This window comes from Burkholderia sp. FW306-1C-G01B, assembly GCF_058781685.1.
Genome location: NZ_JBYSWZ010000004.1, coordinates 422,436 through 444,307 on the forward strand (window position 1 = coordinate 422,436; position 21,872 = coordinate 444,307).

The window sequence follows — 21,872 nt, forward strand, 5'->3', positions numbered from 1 at the left end:
CCCTCGGCCGGCGCAGCCGTCTCATGACGAAGGCGGGCGGGGTTTCCCGCTCGCCTTCGTTCTTTCCGGTTTGCCCGATGAACGTCACCGAATACTACACGCGCGAACTGACCACGCGCGGATATCAGTCCGACCCCGCGCAGCGCGCCGCGGTCGATCGCCTGCAGCGCTGTTTCGACGAGTGGGTCGAATACAAGGCGCGCCGCTCGAACGCATTCAAGAAGCTCATCATTCATCCGGACCTGCCGCGCGGCGTCTACATGTGGGGCGGTGTCGGTCGCGGCAAGAGCTTCCTGATGGACAGCTTCTACGCAGTCGTACCCGTGCAGCGCAAGACGCGCCTGCACTTCCACGAATTCATGCGCGAAGTGCACCGCGAGCTCGAGGAACTGAAAGGGCAGGCCGATCCGCTCGACGAACTCGCGCGGCGCATTGCGAAGCGTTACCGGCTGATCTGTTTCGACGAGTTCCACGTGTCGGACATTGCCGACGCGATGATCCTGTACCGTCTGCTCGATCGCCTGTTCAACAACGGCGTGCAGTTCGTGATGACGTCCAACTACGATCCCGACGACCTGTATCCGGACGGGCTGCATCGCGACCGCATGCTGCCGGCGATCGCGCTGATCAAGGAAAAGCTCGACGTGCTCAACGTCGACGCGGGTGTCGACTATCGTCAGCGCACGCTCGCGCAGGTGCAGATGTATCACACGCCGCTTGGCGCCGACGCCGATCGCGAACTGCGCCATGCGTTCGCGAAGCTCGCCGCGGTACCCGACGAAAGCCCGATCCTGCATATCGAGAAGCGCGAGCTGAAGGCGCTGCGCAAGGCGGACGGCGTCGTATGGTTCGACTTCGCGACGTTGTGCGGCGGCCCGCGATCGCAGAACGACTATCTCGAACTCGCGAGCCGCTTCCACGCGATCGTGCTGTCCGAGGTGCCGCAGATGTCGCCGCGGATGGCGTCCGAGGCGCGCCGCTTTACCTGGCTGATCGACGTGCTGTACGACCACAAGGTCAAGCTGCTGATGTCCGCGGCGGTGCCGGCGGAGCAGTTGTACGTCGAAGGCCCGATGGCGAACGAATTCGCGCGCACGGTCTCGCGTATCGTCGAGATGCAGTCGAAGGAGTATCTTGAAACGCCGCGCCGTATCGTCGATACTTCGCTGACCTGATTGCGATTCTCGGTAATTGGCGCGATTCAAACGTCAATTCCGGTCAAATCCGTTCAATCTCGGGGTATTTTCGGATTTGTCTTATATTCATTGTTGAGGTGAGCCGATATCGTTGTGTCATGGTTACCAAGGCTGGAGATGTCCATGACACCGTATCGCGATCTGACCGACCACGAATGGCGCTGCGTCGCGCCGCTTCTGCCCGAAATGCAGCCGCGCACCGAGTTGCGCGGCCGACCGTTAGCCAATACGCGTGCCGTGCTGAATGGCGTGCTCTGGGTGATCTACAGCGGCGCAACGTGGTCCGCCATGCCGCGCCGTTACCCTTCGTATCAGACATGCCATCGCCGCTTCAAGGTATGGCACGAGACGGGCACGTTGTTAAGCGTGATGCGTGAGCTCTATGGCGATTCGGGCGTGAGTCTGTGTAACGAACTGTCCGCACGGATGCGCAAGCATACGCAATCGAAAGCAGCGGAGGCGCGTAGCAGCATCGCGCCCGCGTGTCGCGCGCCGGGCGGCTATACATCGGACACGTTGAAGCACGCGGCGTGATGTCCGTCATTTGCTTCTGCGCCCGTACCAAAAGAAAATCGGCCTGACGACTTTGTCGCAGGCCGATTTTTTTATCGAGCCGCGCGTTTCAGCGCGTGCTGCATTATTGCTGGCGTACCCAGGTCTGCGAACGGCCGAGCAGCGACACGCCGATATAACCGCGCACGACGAGCTTCTGGCCGCCATCTTCAAGCGTCATCTTGCACTTGTAGACCTTGCCGTTTTCCGGGTCGAGAATGTTGCCCCCGTCCCAGTGGTCGCCTTCCTTCTTCATCGCCTTGATGATCGTCATGCCCTTGATGAGCTGATCCTTGCGCTCGTCCGTGCAGGCGGTGCAGCGGCGATCGGGCGTATCGTTCGCGCCGAGGCCCTTGACGACCTTGCCCGACAGCGAACCGTCGCCGTCCTCGGCGATTTGCACGAGTGCCTTCGGCTGATGGGTGTTGTCGTCGATCGTCTGCCACATGCCGACGGGGTTGTCGGCTTGTGCGAACGCGGGTGCTGCGCAGGCGAGCAGTGCGCCGGCGACGGCGATTGCACGCAACGGGCGGGTCAGTTGAATCATTGTCATCCTCCTTGTTTTACATGTCGTGTTCGATTCGCCCGCACGACCGTCTGCATGGGACGGGCATGTTGCGAGCTTCGTCAGAATACGTGAAACCACGCGCCACGTTTTATAGAGGGGACTCTAATCGAAACAGCCCGCGTGACGCGAGCTGTTTGCCGACCAATCAGTTGAGCTGATACGAGAATGCGGCGTTGATGCGCGGGCTGCGCGACGCGCTTTCGACCGGCGCGTCGCCAATCGGTTTTGCGACGTTCAGGTCGAGACTGTAGTAACGGCTGTCCGTGAACCGCACGCCGATGCCGACCGACGACATGCGGTTCGGCGACGGCGTGCCCGCGTGCAGGTACACGCGCGCCATGTCATACGCGATGTACGGCGTGACGGATTTCATATACGTCCAGCCCGGCGAGAAGCCGCGGTTGACCTCGAGCGACATCCCCCAGCCCGAGTCGCCCGACGTTTCGCCTGGCTGGTAGCCGAGCGCGTAGCGGGTCGATCCGAACGAGATCTGTTCGGACGTCGGCAGCGAGTCGGGGCTGTATTGCCCGGTCAGCGAAACCGACGTGCCGATCCGGAACGGCCATTCGTTCGTTTGCGTGAAGGTCGCGCCGGTGCGGACGAAGGTCAGCGAAATCGGGCTGTCCACCGAGGTCGTCGTCGTGCCGATGGTCACGTCCTGCGCTTTCGACGCGCCGAGGATGTTGAACCCCTTCGCGACGTTGACGCTCAGCTTCCGTACCTGTTTCGGCGAAACGCTCGTGTAGTCGAGCTGCATCTGCAGCACGCGGACCTGCGAGCGCGTGTCGATGGAGTTGCCGGTGATCTTGTTCTGGTAACGGTCTTCATTGTGCGATGCATAACCCGATACGGTGCCGAGCAGGCTGCGCTGGTTGTTCAGCAGCAACGGGTAGGATGCCGAAAGACCGAGTTTTTCGTTCTTGACGGTCCGCTCGACGGTCGACGGCAAACCCGGGTTGTCAGTCGGCTTGCCGCGATAGGTGCTTGCGTCGAGGCGCGTGATCAGGCCGCTGCTGCCGACGGGTACCGCGCCGCTGAACGCGAAGTAGGTCTGCTTGTCACGCCCCGGCGGCGCCAGCGCGGAGATGCTCAGTTGCTCGCCGAACGACGTCAGGCCGTTTTCGGTCGCGGTGATGAGACCCTGGACGCCCGGGTGATTGAAGTCGATACCGGTGCTGACGTTGAACGGCTTGCGGTCGACCGCGAGTTCGAGTGTCGTGGCCCCGTCGGTGGTTTGCGGCGGCGGCACGTTCGCTTTCACCGTGAGGCCGGGCAGCAGGCCGAACGTATTCACGTAGCGCTCGAACGTCGCGCGGCGCAGCGGGCGATCTGCAGTGATATGCGCGGCGATCGCGCGAATCTTCGGTTCCATTGCGCCGGGCTTGCCGGTGACCTTGACGTCCGACACATAGCCTTCGACGACCGTGATTCGCACGACGCCGTTCTCGAACGTCTGCGCGGGAACGAACGCGAACGACAGCGCGTAGCCGCGATCCTGGTACAGCTTCGTCACGCCGTTGGCGGTTTCGATCAACTCGCCGATCGTGATGTCCTTGCCGACGAGGGGCGTGAAGCGACGCGAGATTTCCTCGAACGGTACCGACTTCACGCCTTCGACCTGGAACGTCGTCGGCGTCAGGTGTCGCGACAGCAGTTCCTGCAATTGCGGCGCCTGGGGCGCGACCTGCACGGTGACGTTCGGGCCCGTCTTCGGTGCGTTGATCTGGGGCAGGGAGTCGAGCGGGTTACCTCCGACGCGCGTTTGTGCTTGTGCCGTGCCTGCTGCCGCGATGGCGAGCAGCATCATCCATCTGTCGAGTCTGGATTTCATTGTTCTTCCTCGTTGGCCTTGCTTTTCATCTTCTTTCTAATGCTGTCGCGCGACACCAGGGTGTCGCGCGACGCGTGCCGCTATGCCGGGTGTATTTGTACGGCCGCGCCGTTCGCTCCGGCTGCGAAGGTGCGACCGTCGTCCTTATTTGCCAACGCTACCCAGTGTGCCCAGCAACCCCGTTACCGGTGCGAGCAGCCCCGTCGAACCGCCACCCGACGATGCCGTACCCGACACGCCGCCGACCAGCGACGTGACCGGTGCGAGCGGGCTCGAGCCCCCGGACCCTGCTGCACCGCCGACTGCTCCGGTGACAGTATTCAGCAAACCGGTGACAGGCGCGAGAGGGTTTGCACCGCTTGCGCCGCCCGTTGCGCCGCCGAGCGTGCCCGTGACCGTCGATACGAGATTCGTGATTGGAGCGAGCGGGCCGCTGCTCGTGCCGCCCGTTGCGCCGCCGACTGCACCCGTGAGCGAGCCGAGCGGCGTCGAGCCGAGACCCGACAGCAGTCCGCCGAGCGGGTTCGTCGAACCGGAGCTCGACGACGTGCCGTTCTGGACGCCGGCTGTCGAGCCGCCGACGAGGCTCGTGATCAGGCCGGGGATCGGTGCCGCACCGTTCGGTCCGTTCGGATTGACGAGACCACCCGCGTTGGTGACGGTGTTGCCGACCGCGGTCACGAGTTGACCGACATCGCCGACGAGCGGTTGGTTCGACGTGCTACCGACCTGCTTGCCGGCCGAGCTGATCGCGCCGCCGATCTGGCCGAGCAAGCCCGAGACGGGTTGGCCGAGGCCGGTCGTCGTGCCGACCTGTTGCGTGACCTGGCCGGCGGTGATCACGAGCGGCGTGATCGCCGAACTGAGCGGCTGCGTGACCTGCTGCACGGCACCCGACGACAGCGTCGAACCGATCGTCGTGCCGGCGGCCGTCAGGCCGTTGGCGACCGTGTCGAGCACGGTGCCGACCGGGGTCGTGACGGGAGCGAGCGGCGCGAGCGGGCCCGTGCCGAGCGCCTTGACCGTCGAACTCAGGCCGGACACCGTGTTGCTCGTCGCGCCGACGACATTGCCCAGACCGGCAACCGTCGTGCCGACCGGATCCTTCGTCGAGCCGATCTGTCCCAGCCCGTTGCTCACCGCATCGGCGGCTGCGCCGACGATCGTGCCGGTGCTGGCGACCGTGCTGCCAATACCCTTCGTTACGCCGTCGCCGAGGCCCGGCAGGCTGATGTTGCCGACCGTGCTGCCGAGGTCGCTGGCCGTCTGGCCGACCGTGCTGACGACACCCTTGGTGCCGGTGGTGGTCGTGCCGCTGGTGCCGCTCGTGCCGGACGTACCGCTCGTGCCGCTGGACGAGCCGCCATTGTTGCTGGTCGGCGGCGAGCTGACGCCGCCGCCGCCGCAGGCGGCCAGCAGGCAGGCTGCGGCGAAAGCGGTGAGGGGCATGCGCCACTGGCGCAGGGTGGCCGTCGTGAGAGAACGTTGCTGGGACATGGTGAACTCCTCGCTGTCTTGTCGATGAATGGATATCGGTTTATTTGCCGTGCGTGCCGCCGAGTAGGCCGCCGATCAGCGAAGTGACGGGCGCGAGCGGATTCGACGACGAGCCCGAGCTCGTGACGGCGCCCGTGCCGCCGGTCAATGCCGGTGCACCGACCGTGCTGGTGACCGTGGACACCGCGTTCGTCACCGGTGCGAGCGGGCTGCTGCCGCCTGCGCCGCCCGTCGCGCTGCCGAGTGCGCCCGTGACTGCGCCGAGGAGACCCGTGACCGGTGCGAGCGGGCCGCCGCTCGTGCCGCCCGTTGCACCGCCGAGCGCGCCGGTAACCGTTGAGACGAGGCCGGTGACCGGTGCGAGCGGGCCGCCGCTGCCGCCTGCTGCACCACCCAGTGCGCCAGTGACTGTGGAGACGAGGCCGGTGACCGGGGCGAGCGGGCCGCCGCTGCCGCCTGCTGCACCACCCAGTGCGCCAGTGACCGTGGAGACGAGGCCGGTGACCGGGGCGAGCGGGCCGCTGCCGCCGCCTGCTGCACCACCCAGTGCGCCGGTCACCGTGGAGACGAGGCCCGTGAGCGGTGCGAGCGGGTTGGTCACGCCACCGGTGCCGCCCGTGAGCAGGCCGCCGACGGCCTTCACGGTGTTGCCGGTCGACGAGACGGTGTTGCCGAGGCCCGTCGTGACAGGGTTGCCGCCCGTCGATGCGAGCAGTGCGCCGGCCTGGTTCAGGCCGTTGCCGACCGTGCCGAGCAGCGTGTTGACGGGTGCGCCGAGGCCGGTTGCCGTGCCGATCGTCTGGGTCGTCTGGCCGACCATCGTCGTGATCGGCGTGATGGCCGAGCTGACTGTCTGCGTGACCTGCTGGATCGGGCCGGTCGACAGCGCGTTGGTGAGGGTGGTGCCGCCGTTCGACACGGCGCCGCCGAGTGTCGACACGAGGCCGCCGACGGCGCCCGTGACCGGTGCGAGCGGCGACAGCGGGCCGCTGCCGAGACTCGTGACCAGGTTGCCGGTCTGCGTGACTGCGCCGCCGAGCTGGTTGACCACGCCGCCCGTGCTGGCGACCGTGGTGCCGATCGGATCCTTCGTCGCGCCGAGCTGGCCGAGACCATTGCCGAGGCCGTTGCCGAGCGCGGTGACTGCGCCGCCGACGCTCTGCACGATGCCGCCAGCGGCTTGCGTGGTGGCCGGGTTGACGCCCGGCAGCGATTGGTTGGCGATGACGGAGCCGAGACCCGAGACGGTTCCGCCGACACCCGTGACGAGATTGCTGCCGCTTGCGAGGACAGTCCCTACCGCGTTCGACGACACACCCGACGTGCCGCTCGTACCGCTGGTCGTTCCGCTCGTCGAGCCGCTGGTACTGCCGCTCGTCGAACCGCTCGTGCTGCCGCTGGTCGATCCGCTGGTGCTGCCCGACGTGCTGCCGCTCGTCGAACCCGACGTGCCGCCGGAGGTGCCGCCACCCGACGTTGAGATCGAATCGCCGCCGCCCGAGCTCGAACCGCCACTGCCAAGGCCATGGCTGACGGAGCCGGAGCCGCCGCACGCGGAGAGGGAAAGCATGGCTGCAACGGTGGCCGCGATCAGAGTCGTCCGGAACACGCCATGAGGGATAACCTTAATGTCCATGTTGTCCTCGCATTAAAAATGTGTTGTGAACTGCGTTGTGTTGAGTGCCGCAAGGACTACTCTGCAACTGTCGTGCCATTTCGATGGTCGACGGTTCGACAACAAGTTTTAAACGAGGCAATTCCTTGTCGGGAAAGGGACTTGCGGAAATTGAAAGATTGTTGAATCTGTTTAAGTGCAGGCGAACGAGAACGGTTTCGGCCGTTTCGTAACGTAACGTCACAACATTGGCGTTACGCGTGCGACGTAACGTGGGGCCCGCGCGGGCTTGGTGGACGAGGCAATTGTTTTACTGGTGGATTAGGTGTGTACATCTAACCTATCGTAAATCCTATGTGTAAGACGTACCGAAACACCGTACAAATACGTCGTGCTCACGGTCATTTTTTCGATCCGAGTGGTTAAAAGAGGTTGGAACTTAAATAGGATCGGATATAGAATCCGGAGCAGATGTAAGCAAATGTACGGTTCGGTACACAACGTTCGAGGAGGATTGCTATCGCGAATGTTAATTTGCATCAAATCGTGAGACATGCCCCTCGGGGCGACCTATAAAGAAAGCGCACCCGGTTGTCGTTGCAAAAGATGTGGCGAACAGCGCGGGGCAATGGCCAGATATGCAGAGATGTATACGTATAAAAGGCCAAAGAACGTAAATACAGGCACGAGGAATAAAATGAAAGCAATCATCAAGCGTTTCCTTAAGGAAAACAACGGGGTCACCGCGATCGAGTATGGTCTGATTGCGGGTCTTATCGCTGTCGCGATCCTGGCGGGGGCTTCGTCGATCGGCGCGAGTCTCGGTAACATGTTCACGAATCTCGGGTCATGTATTAGTTCCCCGTCGACGGCCACGAACTGCACGGCTGCCACCATCTTTAAGTAACCCACCTGACATTAGTCAGCACGACCTCGAAACATTGAGTCGTCTTGGTGTTGCGGCGGGCGGATTGTCTTTGGCAGTCCGCCCTCCGCGACATTTATCGCGGGTTGCGGTGCGATGGCACATTTCATTTTCAGCGGGGTGTTCCTGGTCTGGGCTGCGTTCGTCGCAACCAGCGACATCCGCTTTAGGCGCGTTTCGAATTCGCTCGTCCTGGCGGGGTTGGCCTCCGGCTTGGGCGGAGCGTATTTGAACGCCAGTCCGTTCGGCATTCTCCCGGCGCAGGCGATGATCGGTCTGCTGGTCGGGTTGGTCGCCTTTTTCCCGCTCTTTTTGCTTCGCGTCATGGGCGCGGCGGACGTAAAGATCTTTGCCGTGATCGGCGTGTGGTGCGGCGCGAATGCGCTGCTGTGGATCTGGGTTGCCGCGAGTCTTGCTGCCGGTGTTCATGCCCTTGTCCTGATGCTGCTGTCGCGCACGTCGATCGGCGCGTTGTGGCGGCGGGGCAAACCGGCAATGGCGCTCGGCGGATACCGGGCAACACCCTATGCGGCATGCCTCGCGGCACCGGCTGCCGCATGGGTTGTATTTCTTGTCGCAACGGGAGGCGTGCGATGACGCGACAGATGCAGCCGCGTGGACGCCGGCGGCAGCGTGGCGCGACGGCGGTCGAGTTTGCGATCGTGTTTCCGCTGCTGTTCGTGATTTTCTACGGCATCCTCAGTTTCGGGATGATTTTCACGATTCAGCAGAGCCTGACGTTTGCTGCCAGCGAGGGCGCGCGGGCCGGGCTGAGTTACGCCCCCAGTCTTGCTGCACGCATTACGAACGCAACGACGACTGCACAGAGCGTCGTGGCCTGGCTGAATGTCGGCACGCCACAGGTCGCGGCGCCCCAATGCAGTTACGACAAGTCGACTCCACCGTCGTTGTACTGCCTGACGGTCACGGTGAACTACACCCCCCAGAGCTGGATAACGAGCATGCCATTTCTGGGAAGCATACTGACTCAACCGTTGACGAGCACGGCGGTCGTGCAAATTCCGCAGTCGATCCTGTGAAGTACGCATCGTGACGCGACGGGCACGCCGACTCGCGAATCGGGCAAAAAACTTATCGGACTTTTATTCCGGCATCCACACAACGACATGGCCAACAATTTAACGAAGATCATCGCGGGGCTGCTGATTGCGATCGCCGTATTGCTCGGAATCTACGCGTGGATGCTCGGACGCAGTACACCGAACCCCGTACCGACCCAGCAAACCGTTGCGGCAAGTCCGGTTCCGGTCGTGGTCGCGACGCGTGTGTTGCCCGTCGGCCAGCCGATCACGGCCGACGCGCTGAAGATTCAGCCGACCACGCCGGCGCCGACGGGTGCATTCACCGATCCGTCCGCACTCGTTGGACGGGTGCCGGCGGCGGACATTCCGGCATCGTCGCCGGTCGTCGCGGGCGCGCTGGTATCGGGGCTTGCCGAGGATGTTCAACCGGGCGAGCGCGCGGTCGCGGTGCGTGTCGATGAAACCAATGCAGTCGGCAACCGGCTGCGCCCCGGCAATTTCGTCGATGTGTTCCTGAACCTGAAGCGCGAAGGCGGCACGATGCTTGACGGCGAAGTTTCGCAGACGCAGGCGCGGCTACTGTTGTCGAAGGTGCGGGTGCTGTCGTTCGGCGATGCGACACCCGATCGCGACAGCGGCAACAACAACACCGGCAACAACGGTCAAGCGTCCGGCGCCCGCATCGCGGTGCTCGCGGTGCCGACCGCGCAGGTCGATGCGTTGACGCTCGGCGAGGCGAGCGGCCGCCTGACGTTCGCGTTGCGAAACCCGCGCGACGACGAGCTTGCGATGCAGACGGTCGCGGTGCGTACGGACAACAAGCTGTCGCCGTCGGCAATTGCCGCCGCGGGCGTGTCGCTGCAACAGTTGTCCGGCACACCGAGAACTCCGGTGGCCAACGTGAACGTGCCGCCGTTGCCGTCGCGTCTGCCGCCGCCGGTACGGCCGAGCGGGAGCGGCGGCGGCATCGAGGTGATCCGTGGCGGCCGGTCGGAAACGGTTGCCTATTGAACGACATCGACTGCCATCGAAATCAGCGACGACAAGTAAAGGGCCGCGCGACGGTCTACCAAACAATGAAAAACACATTGATTGCATTCGCGATTGCTATCTGCACCATGACTTTCGCATCGTTCGCCAGTGCGAACGGCACGATCGAGCTCGCGGTCGGCGCGCAACGGCAGATTTCGGCCAGCCGCACGCTGCAGCGCGTCGCGGTCGGCGATCCGGCGATCGCCGACGTGCTGATCATGAAGGGCAGCCGCTCGGGTTCCGTGCTGCTGACCGCGAAGGCGCCCGGCGCGACGAACGTGATGCTGTGGGAGCGAGGTCACGACGAACCGACTGTCTGGAACGTCGCGGTCGTCGACGCGGCAGCGCAAGCGGTGCTCGATGGCTCCACGCCGCGCGTGAATGCATATGGCGGCACGGCGGTGCTGCAGGGATCGTCGGCGTCGCTCGATGGACATGCACGCGCTGCCGCGGTCGGTAAGAACATGAGCGGGAAAGGCGTCGTGATCGACCGTTCGACGGTCACGGGCAAGAACGTCGTACAGGTCGACGTGCGGGTTGTCGAATTCAGCCGCTCGGTGCTCAAGCAGGTCGGGTTCAATTTTTTCAAGCAGAGCAACGGCTTCTCGTTCGGATCGTTTTCACCGGGCGGCGTGCAGTCTTATAGCGGCGGGTCGGGCCCCGGTACCGCCGGTTACGTTCCGACGCTTGGGTCACCCGTCGCGTCCGCGTTCAACCTGGTCGTAAATGCTGCTGGACGCGGCATCTTTGCCGACCTGTCGCTGCTCGAGGCGAACAATCTCGCGCGCGTGCTGGCGGAGCCGACGCTTGTCGCGCTGTCGGGGCAGAGCGCGAGCTTCCTTGCGGGCGGCGAGATTCCGGTGCCGTCGCCACAAGGGCTCGGTTCGACCGCGATCCAGTGGAAGCAATACGGCGTCGGGCTTTCGCTGACGCCGACGGTCCTGAGCCCCAGCCGGATCGCGCTGAAGGTCGCACCCGAGTCGAGTCAGCTTGACTTCGTGAACAGCGTGACGATAAGCGGCGTCGCAGTGCCCGGCATCACGACTCGCCGCGCGGACACGACCGTCGAACTTGGCGACGGCGAGAGCTTCGTGATCGGCGGCCTGATTGATCGCCAGACGATGTCGAACGTGAGCAAGGTGCCGTTGCTTGGCGATCTGCCGATCATCGGCACTTTCTTCAAGAATCTGAGTTATCAGCAGAACGACAAGGAACTGCTGATCATCGTGACGCCGCATCTCGTTGCGCCTATCGCGAAGGGGGCGGTGCTGCCTGCAACGCCGGGTGAACTGTCCGAACAGCGGAACGGACCGGTCTGGCAGTCGTATCTGGGCGGCGCCGCGTCGCCGGACGCTGCACCGGGGTTTTCGAAATGAGTGCGAAGCATCGCGCGTCGCGGTGCATCGGCACGCCTTGCTTAATCGGGGGTGTTCAACATGAACGCGCGAATCCAATCATTGTGTGAACCCGCCGTGACCGACTATTTCATTTGCGCATCGCAACAGGAGGCACATGTCCGCTGGCTGGCCGATACGCTCGTGTCGGCCGGTGCTGTCGAAGCCGCATCGCTCGAGCCTGGCATGCTTGCGCAGCGCATCACGGGCCTCAATCCGGCGCTCGTCTTCATCGATTTCTCGGACGGCAGCACGGCAGCGAGCATTGCCGCCGCCGCAGTCCGCGCCACGCATCCGGGGTTGCCGATCGTCGCGCTCGGCTCGCTCGCACGGCCGGAGAGCACGCTCGCCGCATTGCGCGCCGGCGTTCGCGATTTCATCGACGTGTCGGCACCGGCCGAGGAGGCGTTGCGCACGACGCGCGGGCTGCTTGCGAACGTCGCCGAGCCGGCGAGCCGCCACGGCAAGCTCGTCGCGTTGCTCGGTGCGCGTGCCGGCATGGGCGTGAGCACGCTCGCGGCGAATCTCGCCGTATGGCTGCAGAAGCGCGCGGCGAGCCCGGGGGCGGGCGGCGCGCCGAATGGGGGCACCCCGGCCGGCCGTCAGACCGCGCTCGTCGACCTGGGGCTGCCGGCAGGCGATGGCGCGCTGTTCCTGAATACCCGCTGTGAATTCCATTTCATCGATGCGGTTCACAACCTGCGCCGCATCGACCGGACCTTCGTGAATACTGCGCTGACCCGGCATGAAAGCGGCGTCGCATTGACGACGCTGCCGGCCGACCTCGGCGGGCTGCGCGACGTCTCATACACGTCGTGTGCCGGTTTGCTGAACCGGTTTCGCGCATTCTTCGATCAGCAGATCGTCGATCTCGGTGGTTTTTCGAACCGCGAGTTCGTCGCCCAGATCACGAGCTCGGCCGACGAAGCGTGGCTCGTCTGCGATCAGGGCGTCGCGTCGATCGTGTCGGCAGCCGATCTGCTTACCGGGCTGCGCGACGCGGGCGTCGATACCGATCGCGTACGGCTCGTCGTCAACCAGTACGACCCTGCACTCGACCTGACGCCCGCGCAGATCGCGGAGCGCCTCGGCCTGTCGCTGGTCGGCACCTTGCCGTCGCGCCGCGTCGCGATCGGCCGTGCGGCGAACCAGGGCCGGCTCATCGTCGATATGGCCGAGCGCGATCCGTACGTGCGCGCGCTCGAGTCGCTCGCCGCGCGGCTGCCAGGCGTGTCGGTCAGATCGGCGGCACCGCGTTCTGCATCCGGACTGTCCGCGCTGAAGCGTTTCATTCAACCCTCGTCCAAGCGGTCGTAAGCGATGGCACACGACATTCAATTTGCCGACGGCGCAGCGCCGTTCTCCCAGACGCAGCAATTCCACGACATCAAGAATGCCGCGCACGAGCACTTGCTGACGCGCATCGAAGAACTGGGCGCCGAGTTCGGCCGATGGTCCCGCCAGGCGATCAACCAGTTCGTCGATCTCGAGATCGACAGCTTCGTGCGCCTGCGCCGCATTCCGCTCAACGAGAACGAGGTGCGTGCGATCGCGGAGGCGCTGACGAAGGAGCTCGCGGGCTTCGGGCCGATCGAGGACCTGCTCGCGGACCCGGCCGTCGAGGACATCCTGATCAACGGCTACAACGACGTGTATGTATCGCGTCACGGGATCCTCGCGAGGCTGCCGGTGCGTTTCACCGACAACGCGCACCTGCTGCGGATCGTGCGGCGCATCCTCGCGCCGATCGGCCGCCGCCTCGACGAGTCGAATCCGATGGTCGATGCGCGGCTGCCCGATGGCGGCCGCGTGAACGTCGTGATCGAGCCGTTGTCGATCGACGGCCCGGTCGTATCGATCCGGAAATTCCGCAAGGATCCGCTGAAGCCATCCGACCTGCTCGGCAACGGGACCTTCAACGAAGAGATCAACACGCTGCTCCAGGCGGCGGTCGAGGCGCGCTGCAACATTCTCGTGTCGGGCGGTACGAGTTCCGGCAAGACGTCGCTGCTCAACGCGCTGGCGTTCCACATTCCCGAGATCGAGCGTGTCGTGACGATCGAGGATACGGCGGAACTGTCGCTGAACCACCCGCACGTCGTGCGGCTCGAGAGCCGACCGGGCGGCTTCGACGGCACCGGCGTCGTGTCGATTCGCGACCTGCTGCGCAATACGCTGCGGATGCGGCCGGACCGGATCATCGTCGGTGAAGTGCGCGGCGGTGAAGTGCTGGAAATGCTGCAGGCGATGAACACCGGTCACGACGGTTCGATGGGCACCGTGCATGCGAGTTCGCCACGCGAGTGCCTGTACCGTCTCGAGATGCTTGCGGGTTTCGCGGGCTTCCAGGGCACCGAGTCGAGCCTGCGCCGGCAGATCGCGAACGCGATCGACTTCATCGTGCAGATCGGGCGCCTGTCGAACGGGCGGCGGCGGATCCTGTCGATCACCGAAGTGACCGGGCTGTCCGACAACATCATCGCGACGCAGGAGCTTTACCGCTACGAAGCGCGCGTGACGCCGGAAGGCGAGGAGGTCGACCACTGGGAAACGCTGGGCATTCATCCGCATTCGCCGAAGCTTGCGCGCTTCCGTCAGACGCTGACGAGCGGTGGGTTCGGCGATGGCGGGTTTGGAGGCGGCTTCGGCGGTGGCGGGTTCGGCCGCGGCGGCGGGGGCTTCAATGTATAGCGCGATGGTGTGGGTGCTGGCGTGCGCGATGCTGTGCGTCGCGGCGGCGATGATGCTGTGGCGTCACGCGGAGACCCGGCGCGTGCGAACCGACGCGAAGCGCTTCATCGACAGCCGGCTCGAACCCGGCGCGCGTGCCGGTGTCGCTGCGCAGGCGGCACGGCAGTCCGCGGCAGGTGCTGCGCGTGCCGTGGCGCAGCCGGGCGCGGCACGGAATGTATCGTCCGACGCATTTTGGGCGCACTGGTATGCGACGGCATCGGAGTATCTGGCGAACCTCGCGAGTCGCGCCGGGATCGAGGATGCACGCGGCAAGACGCTCGTCGCGCTTGCCGTGCTGGTTGTTGCCGCGGCGTTCGCGGGCAGTCGCGGCGGCGCGCTTGCGTGCTTCGCGGCGCTTGCGTGCGGCAGTTCGATGCTCGGCGTCTGGCTCGCGTCGCGAATTCAGCGGCGCAGACTGAAGATCGTCCGGCAGATCCCGTCGTTCCTCGACGGGATCGTGCGTCTCGTGACGCTCGGCAACAGCGTGCCTGCGGCCTTCCAGTCGGCGCTGCTGACGACCGAGGAGCCGCTGCGCGGTTGTCTCGACCACGTGTCGCGGATGCTGCGCGGCGGTGTCGAAATCGATCGCGCAATGGTACACATCGCGAAGATCTACCGAACCGAGGAGTTCGAACTTGTCGGCTCCGTGTTGCGTTTGTCGGTCAAGTATGGCGGCCGCGCGGACGTGATGCTCGAACGCATGGCCGTGTTCATGCGCGATCTCGAACAGGCGGAGCGCGAGCTGACCGCGATGTCGGCCGAGACACGGTTGTCGGCGTTCGTGCTCGTGATGTTGCCGATCGCGATCGGCAGCTTTATCGTCGTCAACAATCCGAAATATCTGCATGGCATGTGGAATGATCCGGGTGGACGGACGCTCCTCATGTTCGCGTTCCTGTTGCAATTGGCCGGCAGTGTCTGGCTGTATCGAATGGCTCGGCTCAGGTGATGCTATGACAGCGACTCAGATCGGAGCGATTGCCCTGGCGAGCGGCGCACTCGGCGTGCTGCTGTTCGGCATGATCGCGCTGTTGCGCGCGAGTGCCGCGACGCGTGCCGAGCGCGCGCTTGTCGAGGCGCTGAACCGGCGGATGGCTGCGCTCGAGGCAGCGAAAGCGCGGACCGCGCCGGACGGCGATGCGCCTGCGAAGCCTGACGTGCGTGGCCGGCAGCGTGTCGAACGTTTTCTCGACCGGCTGTCGGCGGCGGGCGTGCGCTGGCTCGATACCGGGCTCGGCAAATACGTTGTCGCGGAGGAGGATCGCCGCCTACTCGAGCAATGCGGTTATGTCGACGCACGCACGCGCGGGTTGTTCCTGAGCGCACGCGTCGCGTGCGGGATCGGGCTGCCGCTGCTGTTCGCGATCTTCGCGAGCGGGCGCATGAAGGGCGGTATCTGGACGATCGGCATGTTCGCCGCGTTCGGGCTCGGCTTCATGTTGCCGAAGCTCTACGTGCAGCGCCGTGCGGCGGCGCGGAGGCAGAGCGTGGTCGACGAATTGCCGTTGTTCGTCGACATGCTGCGCTTGCTGCAAGGCGTCGGCTTGTCGCTCGATCAGAGCCTGCAGGTCGTGACGAACGATTTTCGCGGGATGATGCCGGTACTGTCGTCGGAGATGGGGATTGCGCAGCGCCAGTTCGCGGCGGGCCGGACGCGCGAACAGTCGTTGCAGCGGCTATCCAGCGGATTCGACAATGAGGATTTGCGCGCGATCGTGCGATTGATGGTCCAGGTCGACAAGCATGGCGGCGCGGTGCAGGAGCCGCTCAAGCAGTTCGGCGACCGGTTGCGCGAGACACGTCGTGCGATGCTGCGCGAACGGATCGGCCGGTTGACCGTGAAGATGACCGGGGTGATGGTGCTGACGTTGCTGCCCGCATTGCTGATCGTGACGGCCGGGCCGGGCTTGTTGGCGGTGACACACGCGCTGTCGTCGCGTCATTGACGGTGGAAGGAAAGACGATGAAGCGGATCAGCGAAATGGCAGTGCAAGCGGGCGTGGCGGCAGCGGTGCTGCTGCTCGGCGCGTGCGCGACGAAGGAAAACGGGTACGGCGTCAGCGCGCAGACCGAGCGCGCGTCGCTGATGCAGGCGGCCGATCAGAAACAGTCCGTCCCGGATACACCGGGGATGTATCTGGGCCTGATCCAGCGGATGCAGGCGCAGGGCCTCTACTTTGCGTCGCTTGCACACATCGACTCATACGACAAGACATATGGAGTGATCCCGGAGTCGATCCTGTTGCGCGCGGACGCACTGCGAATGACTGACCAGCCGGCCGCAAGTGCGGCCGCCTACACGCAACTGCTGAAAACGCCGCTTGCTGCGCGAGGCTATCGCGGGCTCGGATTGATCGCAGGCGCGGCAGGCGATTTCGATCGTGCGGCGCAGGTGCTCGCGCAGGCGTCGGATCTCGCGCCGACCGATGCGTCGCTGCTGTCCGATCTCGCGTACGCGAAGCTGCGCAGCGGCGACGTCGTCGGTGCGCGGGTTCCGTTGATGAAGGCTGCCGAACTGGATCAGCGCAATCCCAAGATCGTCAGCAATCTCGCCCTTTATCTGATTGCCGCGGGGCGCGCGCAGGATGCGCAACGGTTGATGAACCAGCAGCATCTGCCGGCGGATATCCGCAAGGACATCAATGGCGACGCCGCGAAGATCGTCGCGGCGGTGCGTGCGCAGCAGCGCGCGGTTGCGACGCCGCCGGTGGTGTCGCGCCGTGCCGCCACGACCCAGATTACACCTATGGCGAACAATTTCGGCTACGACCAGACCGTGCCGCTGTTGCAGCGCTTTGCACAATGAACAGACATCCGGGGAACGACATGAACAACAAACATTATCGAAACATGCGCGTCGGCCGGATTGCGGTGCTGGGCGCGATCGTCTTGCTGGTAGCGGGCTCTCCGGCCGCATACGCGCAAGATGTTGACGCACCTCGCGCATCCGACGTCGAGCGCTCTGCGAAGGAATGGCTCGCAATGCAGCGCGACAATCGCGCGGCGGCGCCAACGCAGCCGATGCTCGGAGATGTTGCGTCGCTCGTCTATCAGCGCTATCTCGACTCGTTCAAGAACAAGATTCCGGACACGATGAATTCGCAGCTCGGTTCTGCCAGCGGCATGTCGGGTGGCGGGCAGGGTGCGCAGCAGTAGGCGAGGCGGCGATGCGCACAGATCAATCACATGTGGCTCGGCGGCACCGAGCCGGCCGCTCACGGGGACGTCACCAGCGTGGCGGCGCTGCGATCATGGTGACGATCTTTCTGGCGATAGCGGTCATCGTGCTGGGCGCGACAGATATCGGCCGCTATTATGCTGAGCGACGCCATATGCAGGCGGCCGCCGATTCGGCCGCGCTTTCCGCTGTTACGCAGGTTGCCGGCGACTCCACTTGCACCGCGGCAACGACTGCGGTCAATCAAGTCACAAACGCGCCGGCGAGCCTGCTGTCGGGAAAACCGTCCGCTACCGTGACGTGCGGCATCTGGACCGCACCGCAAGGCAGCGGCGGTAGTGCACAGTTCACCCGTACGTCGGGCGCACCGCTGCCCGCCAATAATCAATGTGCCGGCTTGTCGGGCGGAGTCGTCAGCAACGGTCAATCGGTCAACGCCGTGTGCGTTACCGTCTCCGAACCCGTGACCGGGCTTTTTATCAATGGCATCACGATCAGCGCGTCGGCGATTGCCAAGAGCGTGCCGACCGATAGCTTTACGCTGACCACGTCGCTGGCAGCGTTGAACGGCGGACTGGCCAATCAGTTGCTCCAGGCGCTGACGGGCTCGCCCAATGCGCTGAGTCTGCAGGCCGTCGACTATCAGGGGCTCGCCCAAGTTAGCCTGAAACTGGCCGGCATTCTCGCCAATCTGTCGGTCGGCTCAAGCACGTCAGTATTGAACGGCACGGTGACGCTCGGCCAATTGGCCAACGCAGCGTTGCAGGCGGCGACGCAACAGAACGTGGCTGCGGCGAATCTGAACGTTCTGAATGCGCTCGTCGTCGCGCTTTGTTCGAACAGCATCTGTGGCGGGCCGCAGATCGCGCTTGGCCAGTTGGTTTCCGTCGCAACCGCTACGGGAAGCTCCGCGATCGACGCCAGCGTCAATGCGCTCGGATTGTTGTCGACGGCGCTGCAGATCGCGAACGGCACGAATGCAGTGAGCATTCCCAGTGTCAAGGTCCAGACGCCAACTTTGCTCGCGCCGTTACTGAACGTGACCGTGTCAGGTTCCGTCAAGCTCGGGGCAAATCCACCGTCCACCGCGAGCGGTCCGCCCGGACCGGCCAATTGCGGGACGTCCGATTGCGCGACCAACACGTCGACCGCGCAGGGGAACGTGTACCTCAATACGTCGATCTCGCTGCTGTCGACGTGCTCCAACGGCTCGCTGGTCTTTCCTGGCGGCAGTTGTCCGTCCGGCAATGCGACGCCGCTTGCAGCGGTGCAATTGCCGATCACCGCCTATGTGGCGCCGGCGAAGGCGGGCCTGATGTCCGTCACCTGCACCGCGGACGGCACGAAAAGCGCGCAGGTAAACGTGCAGACCGGGGTAGTGGCCGTCTACATCGGCGGCGCGGCGAATACGCCGATCAATCTCAACGCGCCCAGCGGTTATGTTCCCGACGGCAGCGCTGCACCGATTACGTTGGTGTCTGTCAACCTGCAGAGCCTGCTCAACCTGTTGAACCTCGGCGGTCTGGTTTCCGGACTGACGACGTTGGTCAAAACCCTGACGTTAGGAATCGTCGACCTGACCGATATCTCGATCAACATCAACCTGTTGCCCGGACAGCTGACGGTTCCCGTCGCCAACCAAAGTCCGACGCCGTTGGTGTTCACGTATCCCGGGCCTGGGTCGTCCGCTTCGCCGAACCCGGCGTCGCCGTACATGCTGAGCACGGGAACGGATCAGTTCCTGTCGCCCGCCGTTCAAGGTATCTTGAACAGCGGCCTGTCGTTGAAACTATCGACGAGCAGCGGTTTGCTGTCGTGGCTGGGCGACATAGTGAATCCCATACTGGGCGTCGTGACCGGGCCGATCTTGTCCGCGCTGGCGACCACACTCGTTCCGCTACTCCTGCAACCGATCGATTCGCTGCTGACCTCGGTCACGGGCCTGCTCGGTTTGAGCCTGGGGAACGCCTATGTCACGAACACACCGGACTCGATCAAATGCGGCAATCCCATGCTGGTTCAATAAATGCCTGAACGTTCCGTTATCGAAGCGGGCGGCGTCGCTGCCGTCCGCAACCGGTCACGGACCTGCAACACCGAGCAACTCGTCAATAACTGAAGCCGCACCCGAATCATGAGAACCACGCCCGCAATCGCAGAACTCGACCTCTACGTCTGGGAAGGCAAGGCGGACATCGTCGACCGCGTCGCCCGGTGCATGGCGAGCTTCGACGTCGAAGTGATCCGTGCCGACAACGCGGAGATCTCGCCCGAACGCGCCGCGTTGCGGCCATCGCTGGCGATCATCAGCGTGTCGATGATCGAAACCGGCGCGGCGTTCCTGCGCGACTGGCAGGCCAACATCGGCATGCCGGTCGTCTGGGTCGGCGCGGCGCGCGACCACGACGCGTCGCAGTATCCGCCGGAGTATTCGCACATCCTGCCGCTCGACTTCACGTGCGCCGAACTGCGCGGCATGATCGGCAAGCTCGTCACGCAACTGCGTGCGCACGCGGCCGAAACGTTACAGCCGTCCGAACTCGTCGCGCACTCGGAATCGATGCAGGCGCTGCTGCACGAAGTCGATACGTTCGCCGACTGCGACACCAACGTGTTGCTGCACGGTGAAACCGGCGTCGGCAAGGAGCGCATCGCGCAACTGCTGCACGAAAAACATTCGCGCTACCGGCACGGCGAATTCGTACCGGTGAACTGCGGCGCGATTCCGGACGGCCTGTTCGAATCGCTGTTCTTCGGCCATGCGAAAGGCTCGTTCACAGGCGCGGTTGTTGCGCATAAAGGCTATTTCGAGCAGGCGGCGGGCGGCACGCTGTTCCTCGACGAAGTCGGCGATCTGCCGCTGTACCAGCAGGTCAAGCTGCTGCGCGTGCTCGAGGACGGCGCGGTGCTGCGCGTCGGCGCGGCGACGTCGGTCAAGGTCGATTTCCGCCTGGTCGCGGCGAGCAACAAGAAGCTGCCGCAGCTCGTGAAGGAAGGCCTGTTCCGCGCGGATCTCTACTACCGGCTCGCGGTGATCGAGCTGAGCATTCCGTCACTGGAAGAGCGCGGCGCGGTCGACAAGATCGCGCTGTTCAAGTCGTTCGTCGCGCAGGTCGTCGGCGAGGACCGGCTCGCCGAGTTGTCGGATCTGCCGTACTGGCTGACGGATTCGGTCGCGGACAGCTATTTTCCCGGCAACGTGCGCGAATTGCGCAATCTCGCCGAGCGTGTCGGCGTGACGGTGCGGCAGACGGGCGGGTGGGATGCCGCGCGGCTGCAGCGGCTGATTGCGCACGCGCGCAGCTCGGCACAGCCGGTGCCGGCGGAGAGTGCGGCCGAGGTCTTCGTCGATCGCAGCAAGTGGGACATGAACGAGCGCAATCGCGTCATCGCGGCGCTCGATGCAAACGGTTGGCGGCGTCAGGACACGGCGCAGCAGCTCGGCATCAGCCGCAAGGTGCTGTGGGAAAAAATGCGCAAATATCAGATCTTCGACGAAGAGCCCGAGACACGCGAAAGCGAGTAATTAATGAGATAAAATCGCGCTGGATTACAACGACTCGGGCGGGGAATAAAAACTTCATGAGCCATATGACGGGGTTGGGGCGGGCGTGTGTGTTGTTCGCCATGGTAGGAGGCATGCAGGGCGCTTACGCGCAGGGGCTGGCAGGCAGCGATTCGCCGGCGGTGCAGCAGGCGTCGGCGCCGGTGGCTGCGATTCCGGTGATCGATTCGCAGGTCCAGACGTCGGTGCAGCCGCAGGCGGGCGAGACGACGGGGCCGAGCACGGTCGACGACCTGCAGCGCCAGATCCAGGCGCACACGCTGACGGAAATGCGCACGAGCTACAACGGCAGCTACGGTGCGAGCCTGTTGTTCAACGTGAAGGACGGTGCGTACTTCGTCGCGCTGTTTCAGCAGAAGGCGTTCTGGCGCGTGATCAAGACTTACAACGAAACGCGCGCGGAAGCGATCTATCGCGATTTCTCGCATCAGGCGGAGCGGCTGGCCGTCAACGAACTGCGAGCGACGAAGCTGGAGTCGCAGAAGGCGCAAATGGACAAGCAGATCGAAGTCACGCAGGACCGTGCGCGGCGTCTGCAGGCCGATATCTCGATTGCACGCCAGCAGCAGGCAGCGGTCGCGGATCGCCAGAAGAGCGTACGCAGCGAGACGGTCGCGTTGCAGGCGCAGCAGGCCGAACTCCAGTCGCAACTGCGCGCGTTGCAGCAGCAGGTGCGTTCGCTGCAGCGCGAGGCCGACGCGGGCCTGCCGAGGACGGCACACTGAGCCGAGAGTGGCGGTGCG

General features: G+C 64.4%; 20 protein-coding genes. 16 read left to right on the plus strand and 4 right to left on the minus strand.

Translation table 11 applies throughout. The annotated features are described in order from the left end of the window. Nucleotides 1–77: 77 nt before the first annotated feature. Both zapE and AC3WLY_RS11460 read left to right on the plus strand, forming a co-directional pair. Nucleotides 78–1,175 carry a cell division protein ZapE gene (gene zapE / locus AC3WLY_RS11455; protein ID WP_034184039.1) on the plus strand — a complete coding sequence of 366 codons (1,098 nt, stop codon included), beginning with the start codon at nucleotides 78–80 and terminating at the stop codon, nucleotides 1,173–1,175. 144 nt (nucleotides 1,176–1,319) lie between these two features. Then, on the plus strand, nucleotides 1,320–1,730 hold the full coding sequence (locus tag AC3WLY_RS11460) for a transposase (RefSeq protein WP_175961555.1): 411 nt from the start codon (nucleotides 1,320–1,322) through the stop codon (nucleotides 1,728–1,730). A 103-nt stretch (nucleotides 1,731–1,833) separates the two neighbouring features. On the opposite strand, the gene AC3WLY_RS11465 is transcribed toward AC3WLY_RS11460, so the two are convergent. The 4 genes from AC3WLY_RS11465 to AC3WLY_RS11480 all read right to left on the minus strand — a co-directional run bounded on the left by AC3WLY_RS11465 (nucleotide 1,834) and on the right by AC3WLY_RS11480 (nucleotide 7,280). Then, nucleotides 1,834–2,295: a DUF2147 domain-containing protein gene (locus AC3WLY_RS11465; protein WP_175961554.1), complete on the minus strand. Its 462-nt coding sequence runs from the start codon at nucleotides 2,293–2,295 to the stop codon at nucleotides 1,834–1,836. A 166-nt stretch (nucleotides 2,296–2,461) separates the two neighbouring features. Next, the gene (locus tag AC3WLY_RS11470) at nucleotides 2,462–4,147 is read right to left on the minus strand and encodes a ShlB/FhaC/HecB family hemolysin secretion/activation protein (protein ID WP_175961553.1); all 1,686 of its coding nucleotides are present in this window, start codon (nucleotides 4,145–4,147) and stop codon (nucleotides 2,462–2,464) included. Nucleotides 4,148–4,291: 144 nt separating this feature from the next. After that, nucleotides 4,292–5,644 carry a collagen-like triple helix repeat-containing protein gene (locus AC3WLY_RS11475; RefSeq protein WP_175961552.1) on the minus strand — a complete coding sequence of 451 codons (1,353 nt, stop codon included), beginning with the start codon at nucleotides 5,642–5,644 and terminating at the stop codon, nucleotides 4,292–4,294. Nucleotides 5,645–5,684: 40 nt separating this feature from the next. Then, the gene (locus AC3WLY_RS11480; RefSeq protein ID WP_310134430.1) at nucleotides 5,685–7,280 is read right to left on the minus strand and encodes a collagen-like triple helix repeat-containing protein; all 1,596 of its coding nucleotides are present in this window, start codon (nucleotides 7,278–7,280) and stop codon (nucleotides 5,685–5,687) included. 676 nt (nucleotides 7,281–7,956) lie between these two features. Between AC3WLY_RS11480 and AC3WLY_RS11485 the strand changes: the two genes are divergently transcribed. From AC3WLY_RS11485 to AC3WLY_RS11550, 14 genes are all read left to right on the plus strand, one after another. Next, on the plus strand, nucleotides 7,957–8,166 hold the full coding sequence (locus AC3WLY_RS11485; RefSeq protein WP_175944667.1) for a Flp family type IVb pilin: 210 nt from the start codon (nucleotides 7,957–7,959) through the stop codon (nucleotides 8,164–8,166). A 114-nt stretch (nucleotides 8,167–8,280) separates the two neighbouring features. Next, on the plus strand, nucleotides 8,281–8,781 hold the full coding sequence (locus AC3WLY_RS11490) for an A24 family peptidase (protein ID WP_175961550.1): 501 nt from the start codon (nucleotides 8,281–8,283) through the stop codon (nucleotides 8,779–8,781). Continuing rightward, nucleotides 8,778–9,224, plus strand: coding sequence for a TadE family protein (locus tag AC3WLY_RS11495; RefSeq protein ID WP_175961549.1), 447 nt, complete (start codon nucleotides 8,778–8,780; stop codon nucleotides 9,222–9,224). Before AC3WLY_RS11490 ends, AC3WLY_RS11495 begins: the two co-directional genes overlap by 4 nt. An 87-nt stretch (nucleotides 9,225–9,311) precedes the next feature. Further along, a complete protein-coding gene (gene cpaB / locus AC3WLY_RS11500; protein ID WP_492310295.1) occupies nucleotides 9,312–10,238 on the plus strand; it encodes a Flp pilus assembly protein CpaB in 927 nt (308 codons plus the stop codon). A gap of 65 nt (nucleotides 10,239–10,303) precedes the next feature. Further along, complete coding sequence (locus tag AC3WLY_RS11505) at nucleotides 10,304–11,635, plus strand: type II and III secretion system protein family protein (protein ID WP_175961547.1); 1,332 nt, start codon at nucleotides 10,304–10,306, stop codon at nucleotides 11,633–11,635. 60 nt (nucleotides 11,636–11,695) lie between these two features. Continuing rightward, nucleotides 11,696–12,970 carry a fimbrial protein gene (locus tag AC3WLY_RS11510; RefSeq protein ID WP_175961546.1) on the plus strand — a complete coding sequence of 425 codons (1,275 nt, stop codon included), beginning with the start codon at nucleotides 11,696–11,698 and terminating at the stop codon, nucleotides 12,968–12,970. 3 nt (nucleotides 12,971–12,973) lie between these two features. Beyond that, complete coding sequence (locus AC3WLY_RS11515) at nucleotides 12,974–14,344, plus strand: TadA family conjugal transfer-associated ATPase (RefSeq protein ID WP_072441668.1); 1,371 nt, start codon at nucleotides 12,974–12,976, stop codon at nucleotides 14,342–14,344. Next, complete coding sequence (locus tag AC3WLY_RS11520; RefSeq protein WP_175961545.1) at nucleotides 14,337–15,335, plus strand: type II secretion system F family protein; 999 nt, start codon at nucleotides 14,337–14,339, stop codon at nucleotides 15,333–15,335. Before AC3WLY_RS11515 ends, AC3WLY_RS11520 begins: the two co-directional genes overlap by 8 nt. 4 nt (nucleotides 15,336–15,339) lie before the next feature. Then, complete coding sequence (locus AC3WLY_RS11525) at nucleotides 15,340–16,332, plus strand: type II secretion system F family protein (protein WP_175961544.1); 993 nt, start codon at nucleotides 15,340–15,342, stop codon at nucleotides 16,330–16,332. Nucleotides 16,333–16,349: 17 nt separating this feature from the next. After that, a complete protein-coding gene (locus tag AC3WLY_RS11530; protein WP_175961543.1) occupies nucleotides 16,350–17,192 on the plus strand; it encodes a tetratricopeptide repeat protein in 843 nt (280 codons plus the stop codon). A gap of 20 nt (nucleotides 17,193–17,212) precedes the next feature. Then, nucleotides 17,213–17,542, plus strand: a complete 330-nt coding sequence (locus AC3WLY_RS11535; RefSeq protein WP_175961542.1) for a DUF3613 domain-containing protein — start codon at nucleotides 17,213–17,215, stop codon at nucleotides 17,540–17,542. 11 nt (nucleotides 17,543–17,553) lie between these two features. Next, nucleotides 17,554–19,590, plus strand: coding sequence for a pilus assembly protein TadG-related protein (locus AC3WLY_RS11540; RefSeq protein ID WP_279610708.1), 2,037 nt, complete (start codon nucleotides 17,554–17,556; stop codon nucleotides 19,588–19,590). Between the two features lie 108 nt (nucleotides 19,591–19,698). Continuing rightward, on the plus strand, nucleotides 19,699–21,090 hold the full coding sequence (locus AC3WLY_RS11545) for a sigma 54-interacting transcriptional regulator (RefSeq protein ID WP_175961540.1): 1,392 nt from the start codon (nucleotides 19,699–19,701) through the stop codon (nucleotides 21,088–21,090). Between the two features lie 56 nt (nucleotides 21,091–21,146). Then, a complete protein-coding gene (locus tag AC3WLY_RS11550) occupies nucleotides 21,147–21,854 on the plus strand; it encodes a DUF2968 domain-containing protein (RefSeq protein WP_175961539.1) in 708 nt (235 codons plus the stop codon). Nucleotides 21,855–21,872 lie beyond the last annotated feature (18 nt).